Source organism: Mesorhizobium sp. AA22 (assembly GCF_001672375.2).
Taxonomy (GTDB): domain Bacteria; phylum Pseudomonadota; class Alphaproteobacteria; order Rhizobiales; family Rhizobiaceae; genus Mesorhizobium; species Mesorhizobium wenxiniae.
In genome coordinates this window covers 5,084,047-5,105,220 of sequence record NZ_CP048406.1, presented here as the reverse complement: position 1 = coordinate 5,105,220, position 21,174 = coordinate 5,084,047, and the positions used below count along the sequence as shown (strand labels likewise).

The window sequence follows — 21,174 nt, the reverse complement described above, 5'->3', positions numbered from 1 at the left end:
ATCGCGCCAGGATCAGAACACGAACTCGACAGACGTTAGCGGCCAGCAGCCGCGGGTCCATTCGATTGGTATGCCGTTGCGGTCCTCGTTGACGGCATTGATGCGGAATACTGGTGTTCCGGGTGTCAGCCGCAGGATTTCGGCTTCATCAGGGGACGCAAAGCCGCCACTGATGCGCGTCTCGGCCCGCCGGTAATTCTCGATGCCATGCGCGCGGAAAACATCGGTCACCGACTGACGCACGTCGTACGTCTGCTCGAAATCAGGAAAGAGATGGGCTGGAAAGACCTTGGTATTGACGTAAACCGGCTGCTTATCGGACGTTCTGATCCGGCACAGCCGGATAATGGTGGCATCAGGTGCGAGACGCAACCGCTCCGCCACGGCCGGTTCTGCTGGTTCCCGGACGATCAGCAGCGTCTTGGTGCCGATTTCCTGGCCATGAGCTTCGAAATTGTCGAGAAAGCGCTGTCCGTCGCGAACCGTGAATGTCGAGGGTAGGTTTCGCACGAAGATACCGACGCCCTTGCGAGCGGTGAGGTGGCCCTCATGCTGTAACTGCTGCAGCGCCCGGCGAAGTGTAATGCGGGTGACCGCGAGTTTCTCCGCCAGATGCGTTTCTCCGGGAAGTTGGCTGCCCGGCGGAAGACAGCCGCTCTCGATCAGATTGAAGATGTGATCGTAGATCTGCTGCCAGATCGGCGAATCGCTGCGTGGCCGAAAGACCAGCCCGTCAAAGGCCAGAAGACGATTGACGCTGCGCTCGTGTGGTGTTGGGATTTTCGTATTCTGGTTCATGAAGCCTTATTCACCGGCGATCGGTGTGCCGACCGTCGGTTTACGCGCGAGAGTCCAGAGGAATAGACAATTTGTCCGTGAACCATGGTGGCCACCACACGCGGATGCTCTGGATCGCCGGCATCGACGAGGATCAGATCCGCTCGGCGGCCGGCAACAAGCAATCCGCGATCGTCAAGGCCGGCTACCCGGGCCGGATTTGCCGAGACCAGATTCCAGATCATGGGGAAATCGCTGGCCCCCGGAGAAGACAGCCTGAAGGCCGCATGCAGAGGCGAGGGATAGTGGTAGTCACTGGTCAGCACCGTGCAGAGCCCGGCTCTGATGGCCTCGGTGGCATTCAGCGCTCCATTATGGCTGCCGCCGCGCACGACATTGGGCGCGCCGAGGATCACATCCTCGCCCATTTGCCGCGCGGCTTTCGCCGTTTCGAGCGTCAGTGGAAATTCCGAAGCCTTTGCACCGAGACCGCGGAAATACATACGTTCTTCAGGAGACGCTTCGTCATGGGCAAGAAGCACATTGCCATTGGCCCGTGCAGTCGCGGCCAGCTTCCCGATCGCGATCTCTACGTCGGCCCGGCGGGACCAAATCTGATCGAGCAACGCCATATACTGCTCACGGCTCAAGCCGGACCGTTCCGCCATCTGGCCGATCTTGCGGGCGATCGTGCCGTTCAATACCGACCCGGTCGTATGGTCGTTGAGAGCAATGATCGGTCGCGGCCAAAGAGAGAGCCATTGTATGACCTGCGCCATCTGATCAAGTGCGAAGGTCTCCCAGCGCAGATGCACACGCGTATCGCAGCTAAGAGTATCGCGGAGATCGCAGAGCGCGCCGATCAGTTGCTTGGCGGCTTCGAGCGAGCGAAGTCCGGGCTCCCATGACACCGTGACGCCGTGAAAGGCTGTGGTTACTCCATTGGCGACAAGCTGGCGGTCCGTATCTTTCAACGCCAGCGCCGTGTCGAAGCGGACACCCGGCCGCGGCATGATTTGCCGCTCGAAGCCGTCGCCGTGGATATCGACGATCCCCGGAAGCACGAGCAGACCATCGGCATCGATTATGGACGCATGGGCCGCTTGGATCTCTGACAGTATCCCGCCTGCAATGCTCAGGTCCGCGGTTTCAAGTCCCCGGTCGGTAAGGATGCGACCACCCTGGATGTGCCAGTTCACTGTATCCCTCTAAAAGCAAAGCCTGCCGCTGGCGCCGACGAAATGTCACGAGCACGTCATCTGCTGCGTATACGGATTAGCGGGTAACAGTTTCCTGTCTATACAGCAAAGGAAAAATGATGATCCGCACCATCGCAACCGCACTCGCGCTGACGCTTGCCTCCGCTCTTCCAGCTTTTGCGGAGCCGGTGAAATTCGCGGTAACCGACATGGAGGGACTGGAGGCTCTTCAGCAGGAATTCGGCGCTTTCCAGACCGCTCTTGAAGAGGCGACCAGCCTGGATATCGAGCTGTTTCCGGTCAGCTCGCGGACCACCGCCGTCGAGGCCATGAATTCCGGGCAGGTCGATCTCGTCCTGACCGGTCCTGCTGAATACGTGGTCATGAAGGAATTAAGCCAGCCGAAGATTGTTGTTGCCTGGCAGCGCCCCGATTATTTCGCTCAGATCGCCGTGCTGGCGAATGGACCGATCCGCTCGATTGAAGACTTGAAGGGCAAGAAGATTGCATTCGGCTCGGTAGGCTCGACCTCCCAGCACCTCGGCCCCGCGCAGGCGCTGGCCGATTTCAACCTGAAATATGCCACCGATTACGAGCCAGTGATCATATCGCGCAATATCGCGGCTGAGGCTCTCATCCGCGGCGACATCGCCGCTATCGGCTTGAATTTCGGTTATCTGAACTCGGTCCGGGAAGCGTTCCCCGACACTGCCTTCTCGGTAATCGCACGGGGCCGCGATCTGCCGAACGACATTCTTGTCGCCCGTAAGGACATTTCAGACGACGTGTTCGTCAAGGTCCGCGATGCCTTTGCGAAGAATGGCAACGAGCTGATGAAAGCGATCCTGACAGGCGAGGACAACCAGAAATTCAAGGGCGGTTTCTTTCTGACTGATGTCAGGGACTCGGACTACGACTATGTCCGCTCGATGTACCGCACGATCGGAATCGAGACCCTCACCGACTTCGTAAACTGAGGCTTGCTTCTTTTCATGGCAAAGGCCGGCGGTTAACCGCCGGTCTATTTCGTAGTCCCGTCTGGGCCAAGAGGTCACTATGACAGCAATCATTGCCGCGCACGATCTTGCGAAGAGCTATGCGAACGGAAAGGTCGTTTTCTCCAGTATTGGCCTCGACATAGCATCGCGCGAACGGGTTGCCCTGATTGGCTCGAACGGTGCTGGAAAATCCACCCTGCTCAAATGCCTCATCGGTCTTTTACCGTCGAGCGGTGGCGAGGTCGTCACCCTCGGCGAGAGCTTCCGCTCGGCGCCGTCCGTCGCCCAGCTGCGGCGCATACGCAGGCAGATCGGATTTGTCTTCCAGCACCACGGACTGGTTAGCCGCCAATCCGTTCTTACAAACGTTTTGCAAGGCAAGCTCGGGCTGCCCGGCGGCTGGCGCGGCTGGCACCATTCCATCGCAAAGCAACACTGGCGCGAGGAAGCAATGCAGGCGCTCGCCGACGTGCGGCTTCTCGGCAAGGCAGGCGCCCGCGCCGACGCGCTTTCTGGAGGGCAGGCGCAGCGGGTGGCGATTGCCCGTGCGTTGATCCGGCGTCCGAAGCTTTTGATAGCAGACGAACCGGCGGCAAGTCTCGATCCGGCGGCTGGACATGATGTGATGCGAGTTTTCTCCGAGCTCACCCAGGAACAAGCGATCACCTTGGTCTACACCACGCACGACATGGAACATGCTCTCGACTACTCCGATCGCTTGATAGCGCTCAAGGCGGGCAAGGTCTTCTTCGACCGGCCGACGGCGCATGTCACCCGCGCTGATTTGAAAGACGTCTTCGATGCATGACCGCCTTTCGCCGAGCCGGATTCCATCGATCTCGCCCCTCACTTTCAGCTTTGCCGTCGCTTTGGCTGCTCTCGTGATCGTTTCCGCCGGGCAGGTCGCACCTTCGCCGGAACAACTGGCAGGGGGAGTGCCCCGCATGGCCCAGCTCCTCGGCCGCATGATACCCCCAAATGTCGAGCCAGAGTTCCTCCTGCGGGTTTTCTGGCGCATGATCGAAACGTTTCAGATAGCGGTCGTGGGGACAGCAATAGGTGTCGTCCTCAGCTTGCCATTTGCCTGGCTCTCGGCCAAGGACATAACCCCGCTCGGCCCGTTCCGGCATATCTCCAGAATCCTGGTCTCATTGTTTAGGACCGTTCCAGATTTGGTCTGGGCACTTCTTTTCGTGTCAGCCGTTGGTCTCGGGGCGGTTGCTGGAACCATGACCATCGTCGTCGATACGATCGGTTTTTGCGGGCGCTTCTTCGCCGAGGCGATGGAGGATGCCGACGAAAGACCTCAGGAAGCGCTGTTTGCAATCGGGGCCAGTCGGTTCTCTGTCCTCTGCGGGGCAGTTCTGCCCGACGCTATGCCGTCCCTGATAAACACCACGCTCTTTGCGCTTGAAAAGGCAGTGCGCTCGTCTGTTGTTCTCGGCCTCGTTGGAGCCGGTGGCATCGGCCAGGAGCTGAAGGTCGCGTTCGATCTTTTCCAATACAAGAATGCCTCGACCATCATTCTCGTGATCTTCACCATCGTGGTGTTGATGGAGTTCGTGACGGATCGCTTGCGCTCGAAGGTCCAGTAATTGCAGGCTAGCCATTTGCGCGCAAATCGACACGACAGGCCCGGCGCTCTACGGCACGAAGATAAGGAACAGATAGGCGACAAACACGACGAGATGAACAAGCCCCGTCAGCATCGTTGTTCGGCCCGTCCCAAAGCTCACGATGCTGATGGCAAGCGCGAGGATGAGAAGCACGGTATCCCCCGGGCCCAGACCAAGAGTCAGGCTCCGTCCGGTGAGCAGGCTCGCCGCACCGATTGCCGGGATTGTCAGGCCGATTGTGGCGCAGGCAGAGCCGAGAGCGACATTCAGTCCTCGCTGCAGTTCGTTATTCAGCGCTGCCCGAACCGCCGACACCGCCTCCGGCATAAGCACCAGCGCAGCGACGAAGAAGCCCACGATTGCGTCCGCCTGAGTAACTTGAAGAAACTCGAGCCCATTCTCGATGCTGCCGGCCACCTGCTCGGTCAGAAGAACGATCCCTGCCAGTCCAACAAATAAGAGGAGCACGTTTGTGGCCACGTTCCCACCCTCAGATACATGCGCCTCATGTTCCGCGCTGGACGTCAGATCCTCGATAAAATCACCCCGATGGCGTACCATCTGGGCAAAGACGAAGGCACCATAGAGGAGGATTGAAAGAACGCTCACGAAAGCGAGTTGCGATGCGGAGAACGTACCGGGGCTTGTTGCAAGCGTGTAGTTTGGAAGGATCAGCGTAAGAACCGTCAGCGCCATAATGACGGCAAGAGAAGCGTTGGTGCCCTGTCGTTTGATGTCCTGATATCGATGCTTCAGCCCACCCAGTGTGAGGCAGACCCCGACAACACCAGCGCACACGATCATGACCGTTGAAAACACGGACTCGCGTGCCAGCGTCGGGTTGTTCTCGCCATGCAGCATCATCGAAACGATGACCGATGCTTCGATGGCCGTGACCGAAAATGTCAAAAGCAGCGTGCCGTAAGGTTCACCGAGCCGCCGTGCGACGGCTTCGGCATGATGCAAAACCACAAACACGGTCGCGAAGATGAAGATAGCGACCACGATCATCGCCAGGATCTTGATCGAAAGCAGCGAATGCTCGATCGACGCGGCGCCGAAATGCATCAGTGCGGCCAGACCCAAGGAGCCGATTGGGAACAGATATTGGCCGATCGGTCGTCGATGAACAGCCAAGACGGATTTCCTTCATCGCCATCGACGGTCGCACATCGAGACTGACCGAAGCCCAGGTCTCAGTGTACTTGCGGCTGCCGGCCCGTACAATGGCCGCGTGCCCGATCGACTTGGCGTACGAAACTTGCCGAGGGTCGATGCCACACATCCCGAATTACAATTAAGCCTTGAGTTTTTGCGTTTCCGGCAATAGCTAGGTGCTACCAGGCCGGGCCCCTCTGGCAGTCCATCAGGACTGTGATGTCGGACTGGAATTCAATCCGGGTGGCCTGGCTTTGAGATTTCTTCAGCTGTAGCGGCATTTCTCTTGTCATACGCGGTGTCCGCGTTGCTCTACGGTTATGCTCGCAAGCCGCGTCACCCCTAGCTGAACGCAAGGGTGCCGTATGACAGAATTTTTTAGTCCTGAAGCAATGAGCGCTCTGTTGCAGGTCATCATGATCGACCTGGTGCTGGCCGGTGACAACGCCATCGTTATCGGCCTTGCCGCGGCCGGACTACCCAAAGAGCAGCGCAGAAACGCAATCGTCGTTGGTATAATCGCAGCCGCCGTTCTGCGCATCGGCTTTGCGGCCGCGACAACTCAACTCCTGCAGATCGTCGGGTTGCTGTTGGCTGGCGGTATATTGCTGTTGTGGGTGTGCTGGAAGATGTGGCGCGAACTCCGGCAAAACCATGCGCAGGAAACACAGGCGATCGAAGCGCTTTCGGAAAGTGACGTCGACTACGACGGCATCATAGCTGGCAAAGCTCCGCGCAAGACCCTGGCGCAGGCAACCTGGCAGATCATCATCGCCGACGTCTCGATGTCGCTCGACAATGTTCTGGCGGTAGCGGGAGCCGCGCGCGAACATCCGAACGTATTGATCTTCGGCCTTGTCCTCTCCGTCGCGCTGATGGGCATTGCTGCAAACCTCATCGCCAATCTGCTTCAGAAGCACCGTTGGATTGCCTATGTCGGCCTAGTGGTCATCCTCTACGTAGCTGGCGACATGATCTATCGCGGTGCGCTTGAACTTCTGCCTCACGTCGCGGGCGCTTGAGACACAGAAGATAGGCCGGCCGGAACGACGTCGTTCCGGCCGGTTCTGCTCCCAGGCAAGGCTAATGGCCCGTGTCGGCGCAATTATCCTGCCTCGGCTCGCTTCCTTACCATTTAGAGCGCACTCACTCGATCAGGCGGTAAAAAGAATATCCTCCTGCTCAGATCCGTGTGAGTCGCGGGTTGCTCCCACGCAAACGACCAAATCGGAAGGCATCTGAAACCGCCGAGCGGACCATAAGCATCTCGCCTATGGTTTCGTGTGTCATGAGCCCGACCAGCCGATCGGAACTGTCCACGACGGCGACAGCAGGCACATCTGCCTGCTGCATGAGCCGCAGGCTTTCCTCGAGACTTTTGCGGTAATGTATTTTCGGGATATCGCTCCGCATTGCGCTCGCTACCGGTTCACCAGGCCCCTTTTCTTTCAATGTTCGGATCATGTCGTTGCGTGTCACCAATCCCTTAAGATGGCCGGCGGTGTCGGTGACAGGGAAGTCGTGCTGCGTGGTCGCGAGCAGCATCTCGATTGCCTCGTCAAGCGTCGCCGACCGTTCCAGCCGGGCGAACTCGGTAATCATCACGTCACCGACCAGGACGCTTGTGGCAACCTCGCGGATCTGTGCGTTCTGGGCTTCTGCTGCCGCGGCGAGATAGACGAAGATGCCGATGAAGATCAGCAGCGGATTGTAGAACAGCCCAACGAAACCGAAGACGAAGGCCAATCCTTGCCCGATCGTGGCGGCGATCTGGGTCGCGCGCGACCAGGAAAGGCGGGCTGCGAGGGCTGCGCGCAGGATACGGCCGCCATCCATAGGGAAGGCCGGGATCATGTTGAAAAGGACCAAGAAGACATTGACCCCGGCAAGCCTGGCGAGAAAATTCATGCGCGGATCCTCGATCCCGGCCATCTGTTCGACACCCGCCGACCCACCTAGCAAGGCGAAGATCAGCGCGGCGATCGCGACATTGACCAGCGGCCCCGCGACCGCGATCACGAACTCCTGTCCCGGCTCTTCGGGCATGCGTTCCAGCCTGGCCACGCCGCCGATCGGGAAAAGTGTGATGTCCGGCGTGCCGATGCCGAAATAACGTGCGGCGGCGATATGGCCGAACTCATGCAGGACCACGCACGCAAAGACGGCAATGATGAAGGCAACGCCTTCCCAAGCCGCTGGCGTGCCGCCAATCCGATAGTGCGTGAGCCAAATCCAGACGAGCAGAAGCAGGAAAGTAAAGTGAACGCGCACGGTGGTGCCGGCGATCGTCCCGAGGTTCAGCGACCAACCCAAATCTGTCCACTCCGAGGGGCCCCACCTTCAGCATAGGCTTTGGCAGGACGCTTGCAATCATCCGAGAACATCTGGCGCTCAAGCTCATCGTCTGCGACTAAGACCCACCCGGCCGCGAGATGCTCCGCCTTAGTGTCGCGGTCCCGTCGCAAGGAGAGTTTATCACGACACGACATCCCGGTGAACTTCTTGCGCCGTCATGGTTTGAACGCCGTCATGGTTTGAACTTCGACGTTTGAACTTCGACCCTTTAGGAAGCCCGCTTGCGGGCGCAACCGACTCCGCCGGGCATGCTGCCTTTGGCGCAGCAGCTAAGGCCACACTAACATTCTCCCTGGACCACTCGGTGCGGGCTGGTCACTCCGCTCTGCGCGTCTCGGGCGAGGCCCTTACCTCGAGTCAGTAACCCACTTCGAGGTCGATCTTGTTGGACAGAGGCTCTCCTCTTGCGACTTGACCGCAGAGATCGGCGGCCTGGTCGATTCCAGAATCCACCCAGAAGCTCGCGACATGAGGTGTGATGGTCACCTTGGGATGATTCCACAGTGGCGATGAGGCCTCCAGCGGTTCACGCTGAAACACGTCAAGGCAAGCACCAGAAAGCTGATCTTCGTCGAGAGCGCGGATCAGGTCGGCTTCCTTGACATGCGCGCCCCTGGCGACATTCACGAGGTAGGCACCTCGCTTCATTTTTCCAAAGGCACTGGAGTTCAGTATCCCACGAGTGTCACCAGTCAGGGGAAGTGAACAGATAACGTAGTCCTGGAGTGTGAGTGCGTCCGCAAGCTGGGCACCGCCAAAGTAACTCTGTATGCCAGGAAGCGTCTTCTGGTGACGAGACCAGACAGCAGTGTCGTAGCCCAGTTCCGCAAACAGCTTTGCGGCCCATCCACCGATCCGGCCCGCACCCAGCACAACAATTCTTGTCTCGGAGACCTTCCGCGGCGCGATCGGTTTCCAAATCTTGCGGGCTTGCTGACTCAGGTACTCCGCAACGTGCCGTTGCTGGAAGAGAACGCGAAGGACGATGTACTGCACCACTTCCGAAGCCTGCTCACGCGTTGCGAGCCTAATGAGCGGAACACTCTTGGGAAAGCTTTGGAGATCCATACCGTCGACACCTGCCCCCAAATAGACGACCGCGCGCAGTCCTGTCATCGCGTCGAAAAAGCCAGGACTGGCGCCCTTGTCGATCAGCGCTATATCTATGTCACCTTTGTTCCCGACGTCTGGCCAAAGCCTGAACTCCAGCTGCGGCACACGCTTCTTCAGCTCAGCAGCCCACACTTCGGCGTCGATGTAGTCAGGATACTCATTGACCATCAGAACGGTAATGGGTTGGCCGGACACTTTGCACCTCCAAGATACAGGCAATGATCGGATGCATATTCCCGCCTATCCTAGCACACCGGCCGTGCTCAACGAATCTGCGAAATGCTGCTGGCCCGCCGGGCTGCGGTAGGGTGCAATGCGCTTCCAGGGTGCTGGGGAAGCCTTGCACCAGCCCGCTCGGCTCATTGTCGCGCCTCGTCAAGGCGACCGAGTTCCGCGAGCATCACGGCTCTGTAGAAGGTCGAGTCAATGAAGTAGTCTGTCAACTTTCCTCGGAGCTCGAATGCGTCCTCGTAACGCTCACGCTGCGCAGGACGCCGGACGCTTGCGGGTTTTCGGCGCTAAGACCCGTTGCTTCGGAATCGGATCGTCATCCATGGATGTTCCTGGCCGAAGACCATATACCCGCCGGGCGGGGCGCCAGCGTTAGCCGACGCTCCGCGGAAGAAGAGATATGTCGACCTCGCGCTAAACGTGTCGCCGCGTCAGTCAGTGAGCAGTTTGCGAGTGCTCGCCGCCGGGCTTCGAGATGTCGCTTAGAGCATCTCCCGCTTCTGCCGCTTCGCCGTTCGTCGCGAGATCGCCAAGAGAGATGATCCCGACGAGCCTCTTTTCGCGGTTCAGAACCGGAAGCCGACGCACCTGCAGGTCGCCCATGTTCTCAAGCACATGCTCGACGTCTTCGTCATCGAAGCAGTATTTGACCTCCGGGGTCATGACATCACGCACCTTGGTGTCAGGTCCCATACCCAATGCTACGCCGCGGATCGCGATATCACGATCGGTGATCATCCCGACCAGCCGGTCGTGGTCGCCCACGGGCATCACTCCGGCGTCAAGCTTGCCCATGATCTGCGCTACTTCGCGAATGGACTGTTCGGGGTTCGCGACCTGGACATTCCTCGTCATGCAGTTGCCGACTTTCATGGCAATCTCCCTTCATTTGCGAAGCCCGCCGCCGATACGGTATTGGTGACCGATGAACGAAGTTTCGGCGGTAGCGTTCCCTTGAAAGTGGATTGCCCGCACAGGGTTTCAGCTGGCAGGGCTGAGAAAGGCTGCGTTGCGGGAAGCTTGCGGTCGCGCTTTGACGCGAAGCCGCACCCACGGTCGCGCGCTCCAGTGCGCCTATTGCCGTACTGCAGCGGCAGCACGTTCTCCGTCGCGGCTGAGGCATCGAGGCAGCCATCGCTGCCCGAGCGACGGAACTCAGGATAGGCACCGATTGCATTTTGTTGAGACGCCGATGCCTGGCCGACCTGGAACCCTGGTGGGCCGTGCTACGTTTCAGTGAGACAGCGCAGCCAACGGAGAAGTCGAATGCAGCCCTCAGCCGCAAATTCCGCCCGCCACCCCGGCGCGCTTACAGTCACCCCTTTCAATGGGACCGTGACGGTCAGGTTCTCCGACGCGATCGTTGCCTCTACCGAGCGGGCAAAAGTGCTTCACGAAGAAGGACGTGATCCCGTTTTCTATATCCCTTTCGAAGATATCTATTTCGAGCTTCTGGAGAAGACGAACACCACAACGGGCTCCCCGCTGAAGGGCACGGCGAGTTACTGGCGGGTTCACGCGGTCGGCGGAGCGGCTGACGACTTCATGTGGGCCTACGAGACGCCCGACACCCCGGCATTGGCCATCGCCCGCCATGGTGCCTTTGATCCCGACAAAGCGCGGATCGATGCCGATCCTGCCGAGGACAAGCGACATACGCCTCACATCCCCGAGTAGAAGCGCTTGAATTTCCACATCGGCGGGTAACGCGGCAGGCGGCAATCTTTTGTCATTCGGAGAATTCTTGGTCGAGGATCCGCAGACCGTCTTCATACTTTGATGTCGGCGCGCCAATCTGCCGTGCCTGCCACAGATTGTCGGCGAGATCTGCGCGCTTGACCGGCAGCGCCAACGGGTTGGATGCTGCTCTGCGCACGAAAGCGAGGTCGTCCTCGTCCGGCCTGCGTGTCAAGGCGTCGACTGCCGACACGATGGATGTTCCAAAACCAGCCGCCGCGAGCCGATCGCGGTCCCAACCGTCGCTTTTCTCTAGAACGTCGTGAAGATAGGCAACGGCCTTCTGATCGAGCGTTTCGACGGCGTCAACGACCCGGCGGCAATGTTCGATATAGGGCCGTCCGGACTTGTCCATCTGCCCGGCATGAGCTTGTTCGGCGATTTTTGCCGCCCGATAAAGCACGCTCACTGCTTCGATCCTTGCTGGCCTGTGTGATGATGCAACAGGCTTTTGCTCCGGTACACAACGTGCCTCAAAAGCGTGTGGCACCGTAGCCCCGTGTCACCGAACGCGCGACGATTGCCTGAGGTTCCAGAGCGCGGGCAAGGCTCCGGCACGTCGAAAGGAAGCACCGGTCATAGGTTGCTAGCCTTGAGCGACAGTTCGAGACCGCTAGCCGCCGTCGGACGGTCCATCGACAATCCCGGAACTGGGCAGAATCCCAAAATCCTGTGACTTGGCACCTTGTGCTGCCGTCAAAAACCCGTCTGCATGGAGACCGCGCCGCAGCAGCTCTCTTACCGCCGCCGACCGGCTTGGCATGCGCCTTTCGAAGCGCCAGTTCTCCAATGCAGCCAATTCGTCAGCCGTTAGCATGATCTGCAGTCGTTCGGGTCTTTCCAGGTCGCCCATTTTTTTCCCTCCAGCCGCTCAAAGTTAGTATTTATCTAAGAATTAGGAGGAGTCTCATCGCCCGTCAAGGCCGGTTCATACGCTGTCGGCGTGCAAGGCTGACAGTGACTGTGAGGCGTCGACTGCACAGTCCGCGACATATGCTAACTTATTGATTTAACGGTATAATTTTATTGATCCCGTTGCCATTCGGATCGTTATGGCGCATGCTTACCAACGAGGGACAAACCGCTCCTGAAAAAGAGGGTTTTCCATGAAATACGGTTACTCGCCTCATTTGTGTCAAGACGTTAACCTGCAAGTTAGGGCAGCCGCCTGCTTTAAGGGATTGGTCAATGTGACCGCGGTGGCCGAGGCCGTGCGGCTGCGAAACCTCGCAGAAAACGTCGCGCTTGAAGACATCGAATGCCTGGTACTGCAAGCGGCCCAGTTCTGCGGGGCGGCCATGGAATTCGACAGCCTCACAGTTCTTGAATCACATAACGTCCATCGGGACTCAGTGAATTGCGATGTTCTGCCTGGCAGCGGCGGCTTCGATGTTCTGGAGGACAGGACTGTTTCGTTCTATCATCGCAAGCCGGACCGAAGTAATAGGTCGGCGTCAGGGCAGTCGGTCGGAGGGGAGGGTTCAGCTTCACGGGCGCTTTCAAACGGCCGCGTTATCCGCGACAGACGTCTGGACGAAGGGTAGCGGCGCCTCGAGCGTCCAGGTGACGCCTTGCTCGTGGAATTCCAGCCGCCCGCTGCCGCTGAGTGCCTGCGGCGCCACCCGCTCGAGAACGACAACTCCGAAGCCGCGCCCCCTGACAGCATCTAGGATCGGCCCGTCCAACTCATGCCAGACCAGTCGAAAGGTGTCGGCGCCGTCACCGGTAGGGATCACATTCCAATCGATTTCGACACGTCCGCCGCTACAGGACAGCGCTCCATGTTTTGCCGAATTGGTGGCGAGTTCGTGGAAGGCGATACCGAGATACTGGACGGCGTTCGGCTGCAGTATCACCATTGGCCCGGCCATCGACACGCGGGACTGGGCTGCAAAAGCCTTGAGCTGTGCCTGGATGAGCTCCCCGACGGTCGCCCCGCGCCACTCGGCATTGACCAGGAGATCGTGGGATTCCGAAAGCGCCATGATGCGCTCCCGAACCTGCCCGAGGAAAGCCTCAGGTGTGCTCGTCAGCCTGCTGGTCTCGCGGATCATCGAGATGATGACCGAAAACTGGTTCTTCACCCGATGATTGACCTCGCGCATGAGCAGACGGATGCGCCGCTCGTTCTCCTTGTGAGAACTGATGTCGCGCGCGATCTTGGAGGCACCGACGACCCGCCCGATCCCGTCGCGGATCGGCGAGACGGTGAGCGAGACCGAAACGAGCGTGCCGTCCTTGCGCAGGCGCATCGTCTCATAGGAGGGGACGCGTTCGCCGGCGCGGATGCGGCTGATGATCGAGACTTCCTCGTCGAGACGGTCGGGCGGAATGAGCATCGTCACCGGCCGGCCGACCGCCTCGGCAGGCGTGTAGCCGAACAAGCGCTCTGCAGCATCGTTCCAACTGGTGATGATGCCATTCATGTCCTTCGACACGATGGCGTCCATCGACGACTCGACAATGGCGGCAAGACGCATGCGGGCTTCATCGCCCAGCTTCTGGGTGCGCAGGTCGAGCAGCGTGTTGATGGCACCGACAACATTGCCCGCTTCGTCGCGAAGCAGGCGTGGGTGAGCCCTGAACGGGACGAGTTCGCCGTCCGGCCGCTCCGCAATCGCCTGGTCCCATGAGACATCCCGTCCTTCGCGCAGCGCCACGGCCATCGGACACTCGCCATGTGCCATATCTCGACCGTCGAGATGACGAAGTTTCCACGAACCGCACCATAGGTCCCGACCGATAACGGGACGATGGCCCCAGAGCTCAGCTGCGGCTTCGTTGAAGAAGGTGATGCGTCCCTGCCCGTCGACGGTGTAGATGGCGACCGGCAGTGCCTGCATCAGATCGGCAGCGGGAATGCCCGAAACTCCGAGGCCGACATCGGCTTGTTCAACGAAGTTCACTTATGGCGCCATTCTCGTGGATTTCCGAGCGGCTATAATGCACTTGACCGATTTCGGTTCCGTCCGGACAATCACGTGCGCCCCCCTTTGCCTGCAGCCGCCACATTCCTGGACAAGGTACTAGCGCGACCGTGGATCACCCTGAAGTTATCGGCCTAATCGAGCGGGCACTAGATGCGTCCGAGAAGGACCAGGATAATGACGATGAGTAGCACGAGACCGAGGCCGCCGCCACCATAATAGCCGGTGCCGTAGAACGGCCCGCCACCCAGACCGCTGAACCCGCCAAGCAAGACAAGGATCAAAATGATGATGAGTATGGTGCCGAGGGTCATGGTGGTTCTCCCATTCTTGCGCTGCCGCGCCATACAAGGGCACGTCCATGCGCCTGTTGATGACGGTATGAACTCCCAGAAGGGGCTTCCTGTTCCACCGGAAGTAGCATCGTGTCGCTCGTCTAGCGGGAAAAAGCCGGTAGGCTGACGGGAAAGCCCGCCGGCCGGGAGCAAGCGGGCAACAGGCTTTCAGCCTCGGACCACCTGGAGGGACGGGCAATCACAGCAGGATGCCTGACGCGGGCCGAAGTTTCGGCGATAGGGCAAAAAAGCCACAGCCACTGCCGAGGCGGTGCTCACAATCAGACGACCTGATGATGTTTGGCACCTCGCCATTTTCAGCAGAAATGCGAGGTGCCGGGCCGCAGGCTTCGCCGGGACGTGAACAACCATTCACCTTGCTTGGTGTGCCGGTCGGGTGCCGCCGCCCTTCTTTTCCGAGTCATGAGTATGGTGGCTGTCGCGTTCGCCTCCACCGCCTGAGATCTTGCTGCGGCTGCGCTGATCGGAATCGGCTGGCGGCTTTTCTATCACCAGCGGCTTCTTGGCATTCTCGTGCGATGCGCCAGGACCGCCATGGCGGATGCTGGCGCGGGTCTTCTTCGACGTAGACATGAAATCACCTAACGGTCCTGCTGGTAGCCTTGATGGGTCGTATTGACCCTAGTGTTGCCCTGCTGGCCCTGTTTGTCGGGATCTGGGGCGGAATGGCCGTGCTGCGTTGGGTCGACGGGAATCGACTTCTTATCGCCCGGACCCTTAGGGCTCTTGTTCTCTGCCGGAACGGGTGGTGGTTTTGTGCTCATGACGCTCTCCTTTCACTAGCCAAAACAAGCAGGCCCCCGAGAAGGTTCCTGATAAGAACCCCTGCGAGGGGCAAACTCCTAACATCGCCAATTCTGGCCTTGTCGGCGCGTCGCAGCGCAATAATCTTCTGTGAGGGCGTGGGCGCTTCGACCTAATGAAAGGAGCCGACCATGAAACATCAAACACTCGAGCAACTGCAAACAATTGCAACAGTTGAGCCCTCGGCGACATACCCGGCCATGTCTCGGACGCAACGGATCGAGCGTTGGGCAAAGCTTCTCGAGCAAAATCCACGGCGTTGCCTCGGAGCGCTTTCAGGCACCGAATATCTCAGTCCTGAAGCCCGTGCCGTAGCGCGTGGCGCGGGGTCGCCGATCACTGTTGCCTATGAGGATCCGGTGCTGCGCGCCATGGGTCTGAAAGATGACACCTACGGTGAGGCAAAGCGCTTCTTCGAGCTGAGTGACTGGCAGTTGCACAACATCGTCTGTCACTGCCACGTCGGTGCTACCATGCAAGCGCGATGGGCTGCCGCCAGAGTTCGCCGGACAATTACCGGCAACAGACTTCTGGCTTGGCTGAGGGCAAGGTTTGTGCATTGAGGCCAGCGCAGAACGGTGACGACAAGTCTTGATCGTTCTCGTTAGCGGCTGGCCGCCAGATGCTGGTGGCGTCGCCGGCAACACAGTGGATCGTGGAGCGAATGCGTGCTTTCAGAGCGGCCGGGTGAAGATTTCATGCTCGCCCGGTCAGGCCCTTTGTCGGCGACCGTATACCGTATAGAGAAGCAATTCGAGCGCCCTCTTAAGTGAACACAGCCCGCGCTCATACGATCCATGCCACCACATGTGCATCCTCGCGGGGCGAAATCGAAATCGTTGGCAGCAACAGTCGTCACGACAAATGCGCCCGCAGCCTTGGCAAACTGAATCGCCTGATGCCCGACAACGCCGGCGCCGCCATGGATGAGAACCCGCTGCCCGGATTTTAGGGTCGCCATGGTCGAAAAGGCCCTGCCATGCTGTATGCCGGCAAGCCGCACGGCGGCGGCTTCCACATGGGTTAGACGTTCCGGTTTTGCTGCCGCTTCCGTCGCCTTGACCACGACGTATTCGGCGTTACCGCGGCGGTCATTGCCAAGCATGGCAAAACATCGGATCGCCCTTCTTCAAAGTTGCGCCCGCGTGCCGGACAGCTCCACCACGCCCGATACATCGTGGCCGAGCGTAACGGGCAGATCCCCGCCCGCCGGATTGCGAGCTGGAGTTCAGATGATTTCCGAGGCCGGTCGTGGTTATTCAAAGACCGTTCTCTCGGGCTCTACGAGAGACCCCTTGCGCAGAGATCATCCTGTGAGATTCCCGCAATCCTCTCCGGGAACTTTTCTTGAGGGACATGGTTGAAATGTGCGGTCGAAAGAACCCGGGGCCGTGCAAGGAGATTCGCCATGAAGCTTCGCGAGTTGATGGACCAAGTAAAGGATCTGCCACCGGATACCCTGGTCTGTGCCGCCGAGATTGACGAAGCCTTTGCAGCCAATATCGCTGGCATAGAAACAATAGAAAGCGCCCGGATCGAAAGCCGCAAACCGGACGGCACCGAAGCTGTCGAACTCGCCAACGGGAACGACAAGGTTGTAGTAATCCGCTGGTGAACCGCTTTCTCATGCTGGAGCTGTCGCATGCTTGATCACTGAACGCTGGAGGAGTCGCAGACCATGTTTCCGGTTTTGAACAAAAGACTTTGCTCCGGCCTGATCGCCGGAACTCTGATGCTCTCGGCCGGCGGCTTTGCTCCGCTCGCAGCCCAGGAAATCCCGAACGACTTCACGGCAATCGTGCGCGAGAAAATTCCGGCCGTGGTCGCAATAACCACCCGACAGATTATCCAAGACCAGGCGACGTTGAACGACCTTCTTAGTCCTTTCTATGGCCGCGGCCTTGGACCGGCTCAACCGCGGGTGCGAGAGGCACTTGGCTCCGGCTTTGTGATCAGCCCCGATGGATACATCGTCACCAACAACCATGTCGTTGCCGATGCCAGCGAAATTCATGTCGTATTCTCCGACAAGGAGACGCTGCCTGCGCGGCTCGTCGGCCGCGATGCGGCAACCGACCTCGCGGTGCTGAAGATCGACCCACGGCCCAACATGACAACCACCGCCTGGGGTGACTCAGATGCAGTACAACCCGGCGCATGGACCATCGCCATCGGCAGTCCGTTCGGACTCGGTGGGACCGTCACCGTCGGCGTGCTTTCGGCCCGTTCGCGCGACATCAATGCCGGTCCATACGACGACTTTCTCCAGACCGACGCCTCAATCAATCGCGGCAATTCCGGCGGCCCGCTGTTCAATGCGCGCGGCGAAGTGATCGGGGTCAACACGGCCATCGTATCTCCCACAGGTGGCAGCATAGGGATTGGCTTTGCGGTACCATCCCGCACCGCCCGCAACATTGTCGACCAGTTGATCCGCACCGGCCGGATCGAGCGCGGCTTCATCGGAGTACGTCTCCAGGAGATCACGCCGTCGATTGCTGAGGCGCTTGGAATACCCGACAGCAAGGGAGCGCTGGTCGCTTCGGTCGAACCCGGCAGTCCGGCGGAGCAGGCAGGCATACAGGCAGGAGACGTGATTACACGCTTTAACGGCAAGGACATCCAGAACGTCCACGATTTGACGCTCGCGGCTGCGAGCCAAACGCCGGGAACAAAAACGACGCTGACAAGAAATCGTGGAGGCAGCCAACAGGAAATAGCTCTGACCATCGGACAGCGCAACGATGAGGAGCAACAGACCGGCGCCGTTCCAAAGTCGGAAACGGCCGACACACGTCTTGGTTTGTCGCTCAGCCCAATCCCGGATGAGGCGCGCCAGCAGCTCGGACTCCAGCCGGACATTACGGGCGTATTCGTGCAAGAAGTGGCCCCCAACGGCCTCGCCGCCGAAAACGGCATTCAGCCTGGCGATGTGATCGTCTCGGCCAACAACCGGAACGTGACGCAGCCGTCGGACATCCAAGAGGAGTGGGCGAAATCGCGCCAACAGAACAGGCCCATATTGTTCCGCATCAACAGGCAAGGACAATCGCTTTTCGTTGCCGTCGCCAAGGCCAAATCTTGACGGGGCAATCTTGGCGGAAACACACGCAGCGAAAGCTTGGCCGGATGGATCACACGCCTCGCGAGAGACGGCCTTTAAGCTTGCGGACGGGAACAACAGCCGACCCACGGTCGTTTCGTCTGATGAGGCGTTCAAACCGTTGAACAGGAGGCTTCGATGAGCGCCACCGGACTCGATGTATTCGACAAGACGCTGCAGACCACAAACATCTGGCTCGACGATATCATGGCCGAGATGGGACCGGATCGGCAGATCGCATGGCATGTTCTTGGAGCGGTGCTGCACGCGCTGCGAGACCGCATGCAGCCGGATCTTGCAGCCCACCTCGGCTCGCAGCTGCCGATCCTGGTACGCGGCGCCTATTACGACCAATATCAGCCTTCCAAGACGCCCGAGAAGTTGCGGTCGCTCGATGAGTTTCTCGCCAAAATCAAGGCAGAGCTGGAATTCACCCGGCCGGTCGATTCCAACGTTGCATTCAGGGTCGTATCCAAGGTGCTCGTTCACCACGTGGACGAGGGGCAAATGACCAAGGTTTGGGAATCCTTGCCGGCAGAAATCAGGCGCGCCGCGGAAGCTCAGCAAGCGGCGTGAAATGGCGCCCAGACCTCGATGGTCTCGGCCGTAACGCTTCTTTGGGGAAATGAAAATGCCACTCACCCTTATCAGCCCTGCGTTTCCGGCGGGCGGGAAAATCCCTGAAAGGTATACCCGTGACGGCCAGAACGTCTCGCCGCCGCTGAAGTGGTCCGGGGTTCCGGATGGTGCGAAGAGCCTTGTTCTTGTCGTGCAGGATCCCGACGCGCCGAGCGGCACCTTCGGGCACTGGGCGGTGTTCAATATCCCGCCCGATGCCAGCGAGCTAGCCGAGGCGCAAGATGGCAAGCCAGGTCCGTCGGCACTTCGGCAAGGCACCAACGATTTCGGCAATGCCTATTACGACGGCCCACAGCCGCCGGTGGGACATGGCGTCCATCATTATCATTTCCGGCTGGCCGTGCTCGACGTGCCGAGCCTCAGTGTGCCGGGACAGGCGGGCGTGCAGTCTGTCTGGAAGGAAGCCCAGAAGCATGCGCTGGAGCAGACTGAGCTGGTCGGAACCTACGCGCGGTAACGCCGGCCGTGTCGGTCGCCGCCTTTTTTACAGCGCGGCCGGGGCAAGCGGTTTTCGAGCCGGGCCGTGGATAACCGTGCCGTCGGCGGCGAAAATCGAGCCATGGCAGGGACAATCCCAGGTGTTGTCCGCGTTGTTCCAGGTCACGGTGCAGCCTTTGTGGGTGCATGTCGCCGAAACGGGGTGGAGTACTCCTTCAGTGTCTCTCCACGCCGCGATCTTTTCGTCACCCCTGACGATCACACCGCCCATGCCGGGCACGATGTCGTCGATGCTTGAGACAATCGATTGGCTGCGGCCATTCCTATGAAAGTCCTCGGGATAAGACCGCGTCGGATCATAGAGCTTTTGCCATGGGCTCGGCCGAGCGCAGATCAAATCCGCGATCATCGTGCCTGCGGCCGTTCCATTGGTGATGCCCCAGGCGTTGAATCCCGTGGCAATATGAAAACCGGAGGCTTTGTCCGGATCGGGTTCGCCGGCATACGGAACTCTATCGGCCGTATCATAGTCCTCATTACACCAGCGCCACGCAACGTCCCCAACCGGAAGGCTCATTCTGGCCCATTGTTCCAGCTCGACGAACCGTTTCGCCACGTCGCCATCCTGGCCTGTGTCGAATTTGGGGCCGAGCGCGACCAGCAGCGGGCCTTCGGCATCGCGGCCGGTGCGGATGGAATGCGTTGGATGGTCGATGCCGATGAACATGCCGTCGACAGCAAGAGGGTCATCGATCCGGAACGCCATGGCAGTGTGGCAGCGCGGCTGGGTCCGGTTCGCCATACCGACGGGGCTCTTCACCGTCATGTTGGTGGCGACGACCACATGCTCGGCGTGGACGGTGCCGCTGTCGGTGACGACGCGCCAGCGGCTTGCCTCGCCGATCGAGATCGCGCGGCTGTTTTCGAACATCCGTCCGCCACGGGCCGTCACCGCTCGAGCCAGGCCAACCAGATACATCGCCGGATTGAACTGCGCCTGGTCTGAAAAACGCAGAGCGGCGGCCGTTTCGAAAGGGAGCGGCGCGCGCTCGAGACTATCGGCGTTCAGCCCAACTTGCCGCGCGGCCTCTGCCTCGGCCACGATCTCCGCGCGCCGGCTTGCATCGCAGGTGTAGGTATAGGCGTCTTTGGCCTCGAGATCGCAGGGAATGCCATAGTTGCGAACCCATTCCCGGATCTGAACAGCGCCGGCGGAATTCGCATCGGCATAGGCTTGCGCCAGGTCCCGGCCGAAGGTGTCGATGAGATGGTGGTAGATCAGCGCGTGCTGCGTCGTGATCTTGGCCGTCGAGCGGCCGGTCACCTGGCCGCCTGTCCGCAGGCCTTCGATGACGATCACCGACCGACCGGCCTCGCAAAGGCGAAGCGCCGTCGTGAGCCCGACAATCCCGGCGCCCACGACAACGGCCTCCGCATGGATCGAGCCCTCGAGCGGGGGATAATTCGTAGCGGGGGCTGCCGCCACCCAACAGCTTCCCGATTTTCCTGAAAGAATGGCCATTTCACCGGCGTCCCATGCGTTTGAGGCATCTCCACAACCCGCGCCGACGCGAAAACGTTCCCGGATTTACGGCGCGCACCACCGGGTTACCTGAGGCAGGTGTCGCAAGCCGCTTGGCAGAGCCAAAAGAAGAGTTCGAGGTATGGGATGAACCACATCCAGTATTCTGGCGACAAACCAATTCGTACCTTGTTTTCCCCT

At 59.7% G+C, this 21,174-nt stretch carries 25 protein-coding genes; 11 read left to right on the top strand and 14 right to left on the bottom strand.

The window, feature by feature from the left end:
• Positions 1 to 12: 12 nt before the first annotated feature.
• Together phnF and A9K68_RS24490 are read right to left on the bottom strand one after the other, a co-directional pair.
• Complete coding sequence (gene phnF / locus A9K68_RS24495; RefSeq protein WP_065007873.1) at positions 13 to 798, bottom strand: phosphonate metabolism transcriptional regulator PhnF; 786 nt, start codon at positions 796 to 798, stop codon at positions 13 to 15.
• Positions 795 to 1,976, bottom strand: coding sequence for an alpha-D-ribose 1-methylphosphonate 5-triphosphate diphosphatase (locus A9K68_RS24490; protein WP_065007872.1), 1,182 nt, complete (start codon positions 1,974 to 1,976; stop codon positions 795 to 797). Before A9K68_RS24490 ends, phnF begins: the two co-directional genes overlap by 4 nt.
• A gap of 119 nt (positions 1,977 to 2,095) precedes the next feature.
• On the opposite strand from A9K68_RS24490, the gene A9K68_RS24485 reads away from it, so the two are divergent.
• The 3 genes from A9K68_RS24485 to phnE all read left to right on the top strand — a co-directional run bounded on the left by A9K68_RS24485 (position 2,096) and on the right by phnE (position 4,569).
• On the top strand, positions 2,096 to 2,953 hold the full coding sequence (locus tag A9K68_RS24485) for a PhnD/SsuA/transferrin family substrate-binding protein (RefSeq protein ID WP_065007944.1): 858 nt from the start codon (positions 2,096 to 2,098) through the stop codon (positions 2,951 to 2,953).
• A gap of 79 nt (positions 2,954 to 3,032) precedes the next feature.
• Positions 3,033 to 3,782 carry an ATP-binding cassette domain-containing protein gene (locus A9K68_RS24480; RefSeq protein ID WP_065007871.1) on the top strand — a complete coding sequence of 250 codons (750 nt, stop codon included), beginning with the start codon at positions 3,033 to 3,035 and terminating at the stop codon, positions 3,780 to 3,782.
• Entirely contained in the window at positions 3,775 to 4,569 is a 795-nt protein-coding gene (gene phnE / locus A9K68_RS24475) for a phosphonate ABC transporter, permease protein PhnE (protein ID WP_065007870.1), read from the top strand. Before A9K68_RS24480 ends, phnE begins: the two co-directional genes overlap by 8 nt.
• Positions 4,570 to 4,617: 48 nt before the next feature.
• Here the strand turns inward: phnE and A9K68_RS24470 are convergent, their stop codons facing one another.
• Positions 4,618 to 5,727, bottom strand: coding sequence for an ionic transporter (locus A9K68_RS24470; protein ID WP_065007869.1), 1,110 nt, complete (start codon positions 5,725 to 5,727; stop codon positions 4,618 to 4,620).
• A 386-nt stretch (positions 5,728 to 6,113) separates the two neighbouring features.
• Here A9K68_RS24470 and A9K68_RS24465 point away from each other — a divergent pair, with 386 nt between their 5' ends.
• Positions 6,114 to 6,770 (top strand): TerC family protein, encoded by a 657-nt coding sequence (locus A9K68_RS24465; RefSeq protein ID WP_065007868.1) that lies wholly within the window; start codon positions 6,114 to 6,116, stop codon positions 6,768 to 6,770.
• Positions 6,771 to 6,930: 160 nt separating this feature from the next.
• Here the strand turns inward: A9K68_RS24465 and A9K68_RS24460 are convergent, their stop codons facing one another.
• The 3 genes from A9K68_RS24460 to A9K68_RS24450 all read right to left on the bottom strand — a co-directional run bounded on the left by A9K68_RS24460 (position 6,931) and on the right by A9K68_RS24450 (position 10,320).
• A complete protein-coding gene (locus A9K68_RS24460) occupies positions 6,931 to 8,061 on the bottom strand; it encodes a site-2 protease family protein (RefSeq protein WP_065007867.1) in 1,131 nt (376 codons plus the stop codon).
• A gap of 399 nt (positions 8,062 to 8,460) precedes the next feature.
• The gene (locus tag A9K68_RS24455) at positions 8,461 to 9,411 is read right to left on the bottom strand and encodes a glyoxylate/hydroxypyruvate reductase A (protein WP_065007866.1); all 951 of its coding nucleotides are present in this window, start codon (positions 9,409 to 9,411) and stop codon (positions 8,461 to 8,463) included.
• 471 nt (positions 9,412 to 9,882) lie between these two features.
• Complete coding sequence (locus tag A9K68_RS24450) at positions 9,883 to 10,320, bottom strand: CBS domain-containing protein (RefSeq protein WP_065007865.1); 438 nt, start codon at positions 10,318 to 10,320, stop codon at positions 9,883 to 9,885.
• A gap of 393 nt (positions 10,321 to 10,713) precedes the next feature.
• On the opposite strand from A9K68_RS24450, the gene A9K68_RS24445 reads away from it, so the two are divergent.
• On the top strand, positions 10,714 to 11,124 hold the full coding sequence (locus A9K68_RS24445) for a DUF427 domain-containing protein (RefSeq protein ID WP_065007864.1): 411 nt from the start codon (positions 10,714 to 10,716) through the stop codon (positions 11,122 to 11,124).
• Positions 11,125 to 11,176: 52 nt separating this feature from the next.
• Here A9K68_RS24445 and A9K68_RS24440 read toward each other — a convergent pair whose 3' ends face one another.
• Positions 11,177 to 11,593, bottom strand: coding sequence for an HD domain-containing protein (locus A9K68_RS24440; RefSeq protein WP_082982327.1), 417 nt, complete (start codon positions 11,591 to 11,593; stop codon positions 11,177 to 11,179).
• Positions 11,594 to 11,797: 204 nt separating this feature from the next.
• The gene (locus A9K68_RS24435) at positions 11,798 to 12,037 is read right to left on the bottom strand and encodes a hypothetical protein (protein ID WP_065007863.1); all 240 of its coding nucleotides are present in this window, start codon (positions 12,035 to 12,037) and stop codon (positions 11,798 to 11,800) included.
• Positions 12,038 to 12,290: 253 nt separating this feature from the next.
• Between A9K68_RS24435 and A9K68_RS31440 the strand changes: the two genes are divergently transcribed.
• Positions 12,291 to 12,728, top strand: a complete 438-nt coding sequence (locus A9K68_RS31440) for a hypothetical protein (RefSeq protein WP_203546861.1) — start codon at positions 12,291 to 12,293, stop codon at positions 12,726 to 12,728.
• Here the strand turns inward: A9K68_RS31440 and A9K68_RS24425 are convergent.
• The 4 genes from A9K68_RS24425 to A9K68_RS24410 all read right to left on the bottom strand — a co-directional run bounded on the left by A9K68_RS24425 (position 12,684) and on the right by A9K68_RS24410 (position 15,231).
• Complete coding sequence (locus A9K68_RS24425) at positions 12,684 to 14,090, bottom strand: PAS domain S-box protein (RefSeq protein ID WP_246811227.1); 1,407 nt, start codon at positions 14,088 to 14,090, stop codon at positions 12,684 to 12,686. The two genes, A9K68_RS31440 and A9K68_RS24425, sit on opposite strands and share 45 nt — an antisense overlap.
• A gap of 170 nt (positions 14,091 to 14,260) precedes the next feature.
• Positions 14,261 to 14,425, bottom strand: a complete 165-nt coding sequence (locus A9K68_RS24420; RefSeq protein WP_065007862.1) for a DUF3309 family protein — start codon at positions 14,423 to 14,425, stop codon at positions 14,261 to 14,263.
• Positions 14,426 to 14,818: 393 nt separating this feature from the next.
• Positions 14,819 to 15,040 (bottom strand): hypothetical protein, encoded by a 222-nt coding sequence (locus A9K68_RS24415; RefSeq protein ID WP_029356010.1) that lies wholly within the window; start codon positions 15,038 to 15,040, stop codon positions 14,819 to 14,821.
• Positions 15,041 to 15,048: 8 nt separating this feature from the next.
• The gene (locus tag A9K68_RS24410) at positions 15,049 to 15,231 is read right to left on the bottom strand and encodes a hypothetical protein (RefSeq protein ID WP_082982326.1); all 183 of its coding nucleotides are present in this window, start codon (positions 15,229 to 15,231) and stop codon (positions 15,049 to 15,051) included.
• 171 nt (positions 15,232 to 15,402) lie between these two features.
• Between A9K68_RS24410 and A9K68_RS24405 the strand changes: the two genes are divergently transcribed.
• Positions 15,403 to 15,834: a hypothetical protein gene (locus A9K68_RS24405; RefSeq protein ID WP_065007861.1), complete on the top strand. Its 432-nt coding sequence runs from the start codon at positions 15,403 to 15,405 to the stop codon at positions 15,832 to 15,834.
• A 41-nt stretch (positions 15,835 to 15,875) separates the two neighbouring features.
• On the opposite strand, the gene A9K68_RS31890 is transcribed toward A9K68_RS24405, so the two are convergent.
• The gene (locus A9K68_RS31890) at positions 15,876 to 16,376 is read right to left on the bottom strand and encodes a hypothetical protein (protein ID WP_246811226.1); all 501 of its coding nucleotides are present in this window, start codon (positions 16,374 to 16,376) and stop codon (positions 15,876 to 15,878) included.
• A gap of 303 nt (positions 16,377 to 16,679) precedes the next feature.
• On the opposite strand from A9K68_RS31890, the gene A9K68_RS24395 reads away from it, so the two are divergent.
• The 4 genes from A9K68_RS24395 (at position 16,680) to A9K68_RS24380 (ending at position 19,470) form a co-directional block, all read left to right on the top strand.
• Positions 16,680 to 16,886: a hypothetical protein gene (locus A9K68_RS24395; RefSeq protein ID WP_029356015.1), complete on the top strand. Its 207-nt coding sequence runs from the start codon at positions 16,680 to 16,682 to the stop codon at positions 16,884 to 16,886.
• 63 nt (positions 16,887 to 16,949) lie between these two features.
• A complete protein-coding gene (locus A9K68_RS24390) occupies positions 16,950 to 18,356 on the top strand; it encodes a Do family serine endopeptidase (RefSeq protein WP_065007859.1) in 1,407 nt (468 codons plus the stop codon).
• Between the two features lie 156 nt (positions 18,357 to 18,512).
• On the top strand, positions 18,513 to 18,950 hold the full coding sequence (locus A9K68_RS24385; RefSeq protein WP_065007858.1) for a DUF2267 domain-containing protein: 438 nt from the start codon (positions 18,513 to 18,515) through the stop codon (positions 18,948 to 18,950).
• A 55-nt stretch (positions 18,951 to 19,005) separates the two neighbouring features.
• A complete protein-coding gene (locus A9K68_RS24380) occupies positions 19,006 to 19,470 on the top strand; it encodes a YbhB/YbcL family Raf kinase inhibitor-like protein (RefSeq protein WP_065007941.1) in 465 nt (154 codons plus the stop codon).
• 27 nt (positions 19,471 to 19,497) lie between these two features.
• Here A9K68_RS24380 and A9K68_RS24375 read toward each other — a convergent pair whose 3' ends face one another.
• A complete protein-coding gene (locus A9K68_RS24375) occupies positions 19,498 to 20,973 on the bottom strand; it encodes an FAD-dependent oxidoreductase (RefSeq protein WP_065007857.1) in 1,476 nt (491 codons plus the stop codon).
• Positions 20,974 to 21,174 lie beyond the last annotated feature (201 nt).

Excerpts from the sequence above, each read along its gene's own strand:
- phnF (WP_065007873.1), bottom strand. The coding sequence starts at position 798 with ATGAACCAGAATACGAAAATCCCAACACCACACGAGCGCAGCGTCAAT.
- A9K68_RS24485 (WP_065007944.1), top strand. The coding sequence starts at position 2,096 with ATGATCCGCACCATCGCAACCGCACTCGCGCTGACGCTTGCCTCCGCT.
- A9K68_RS24480 (WP_065007871.1), top strand. The coding sequence starts at position 3,033 with ATGACAGCAATCATTGCCGCGCACGATCTTGCGAAGAGCTATGCGAAC.
- phnE (WP_065007870.1), top strand. The coding sequence starts at position 3,775 with ATGCATGACCGCCTTTCGCCGAGCCGGATTCCATCGATCTCGCCCCTC.
- A9K68_RS24465 (WP_065007868.1), top strand. The coding sequence starts at position 6,114 with ATGACAGAATTTTTTAGTCCTGAAGCAATGAGCGCTCTGTTGCAGGTC.
- A9K68_RS24450 (WP_065007865.1), bottom strand. The coding sequence starts at position 10,320 with ATGAAAGTCGGCAACTGCATGACGAGGAATGTCCAGGTCGCGAACCCC.
- A9K68_RS24445 (WP_065007864.1), top strand. The coding sequence starts at position 10,714 with ATGCAGCCCTCAGCCGCAAATTCCGCCCGCCACCCCGGCGCGCTTACA.
- A9K68_RS24435 (WP_065007863.1), bottom strand. The coding sequence starts at position 12,037 with ATGGGCGACCTGGAAAGACCCGAACGACTGCAGATCATGCTAACGGCT.
- A9K68_RS31440 (WP_203546861.1), top strand. The coding sequence starts at position 12,291 with ATGAAATACGGTTACTCGCCTCATTTGTGTCAAGACGTTAACCTGCAA.
- A9K68_RS24420 (WP_065007862.1), bottom strand. The coding sequence starts at position 14,425 with ATGACCCTCGGCACCATACTCATCATCATTTTGATCCTTGTCTTGCTT.
- A9K68_RS24415 (WP_029356010.1), bottom strand. The coding sequence starts at position 15,040 with ATGTCTACGTCGAAGAAGACCCGCGCCAGCATCCGCCATGGCGGTCCT.
- A9K68_RS24410 (WP_082982326.1), bottom strand. The coding sequence starts at position 15,231 with ATGAGCACAAAACCACCACCCGTTCCGGCAGAGAACAAGAGCCCTAAG.
- A9K68_RS24405 (WP_065007861.1), top strand. The coding sequence starts at position 15,403 with ATGAAACATCAAACACTCGAGCAACTGCAAACAATTGCAACAGTTGAG.
- A9K68_RS31890 (WP_246811226.1), bottom strand. The coding sequence starts at position 16,376 with ATGCTTGGCAATGACCGCCGCGGTAACGCCGAATACGTCGTGGTCAAG.
- A9K68_RS24395 (WP_029356015.1), top strand. The coding sequence starts at position 16,680 with ATGAAGCTTCGCGAGTTGATGGACCAAGTAAAGGATCTGCCACCGGAT.
- A9K68_RS24390 (WP_065007859.1), top strand. The coding sequence starts at position 16,950 with ATGTTTCCGGTTTTGAACAAAAGACTTTGCTCCGGCCTGATCGCCGGA.
- A9K68_RS24385 (WP_065007858.1), top strand. The coding sequence starts at position 18,513 with ATGAGCGCCACCGGACTCGATGTATTCGACAAGACGCTGCAGACCACA.
- A9K68_RS24380 (WP_065007941.1), top strand. The coding sequence starts at position 19,006 with ATGCCACTCACCCTTATCAGCCCTGCGTTTCCGGCGGGCGGGAAAATC.
- A9K68_RS24375 (WP_065007857.1), bottom strand. The coding sequence starts at position 20,973 with ATGGCCATTCTTTCAGGAAAATCGGGAAGCTGTTGGGTGGCGGCAGCC.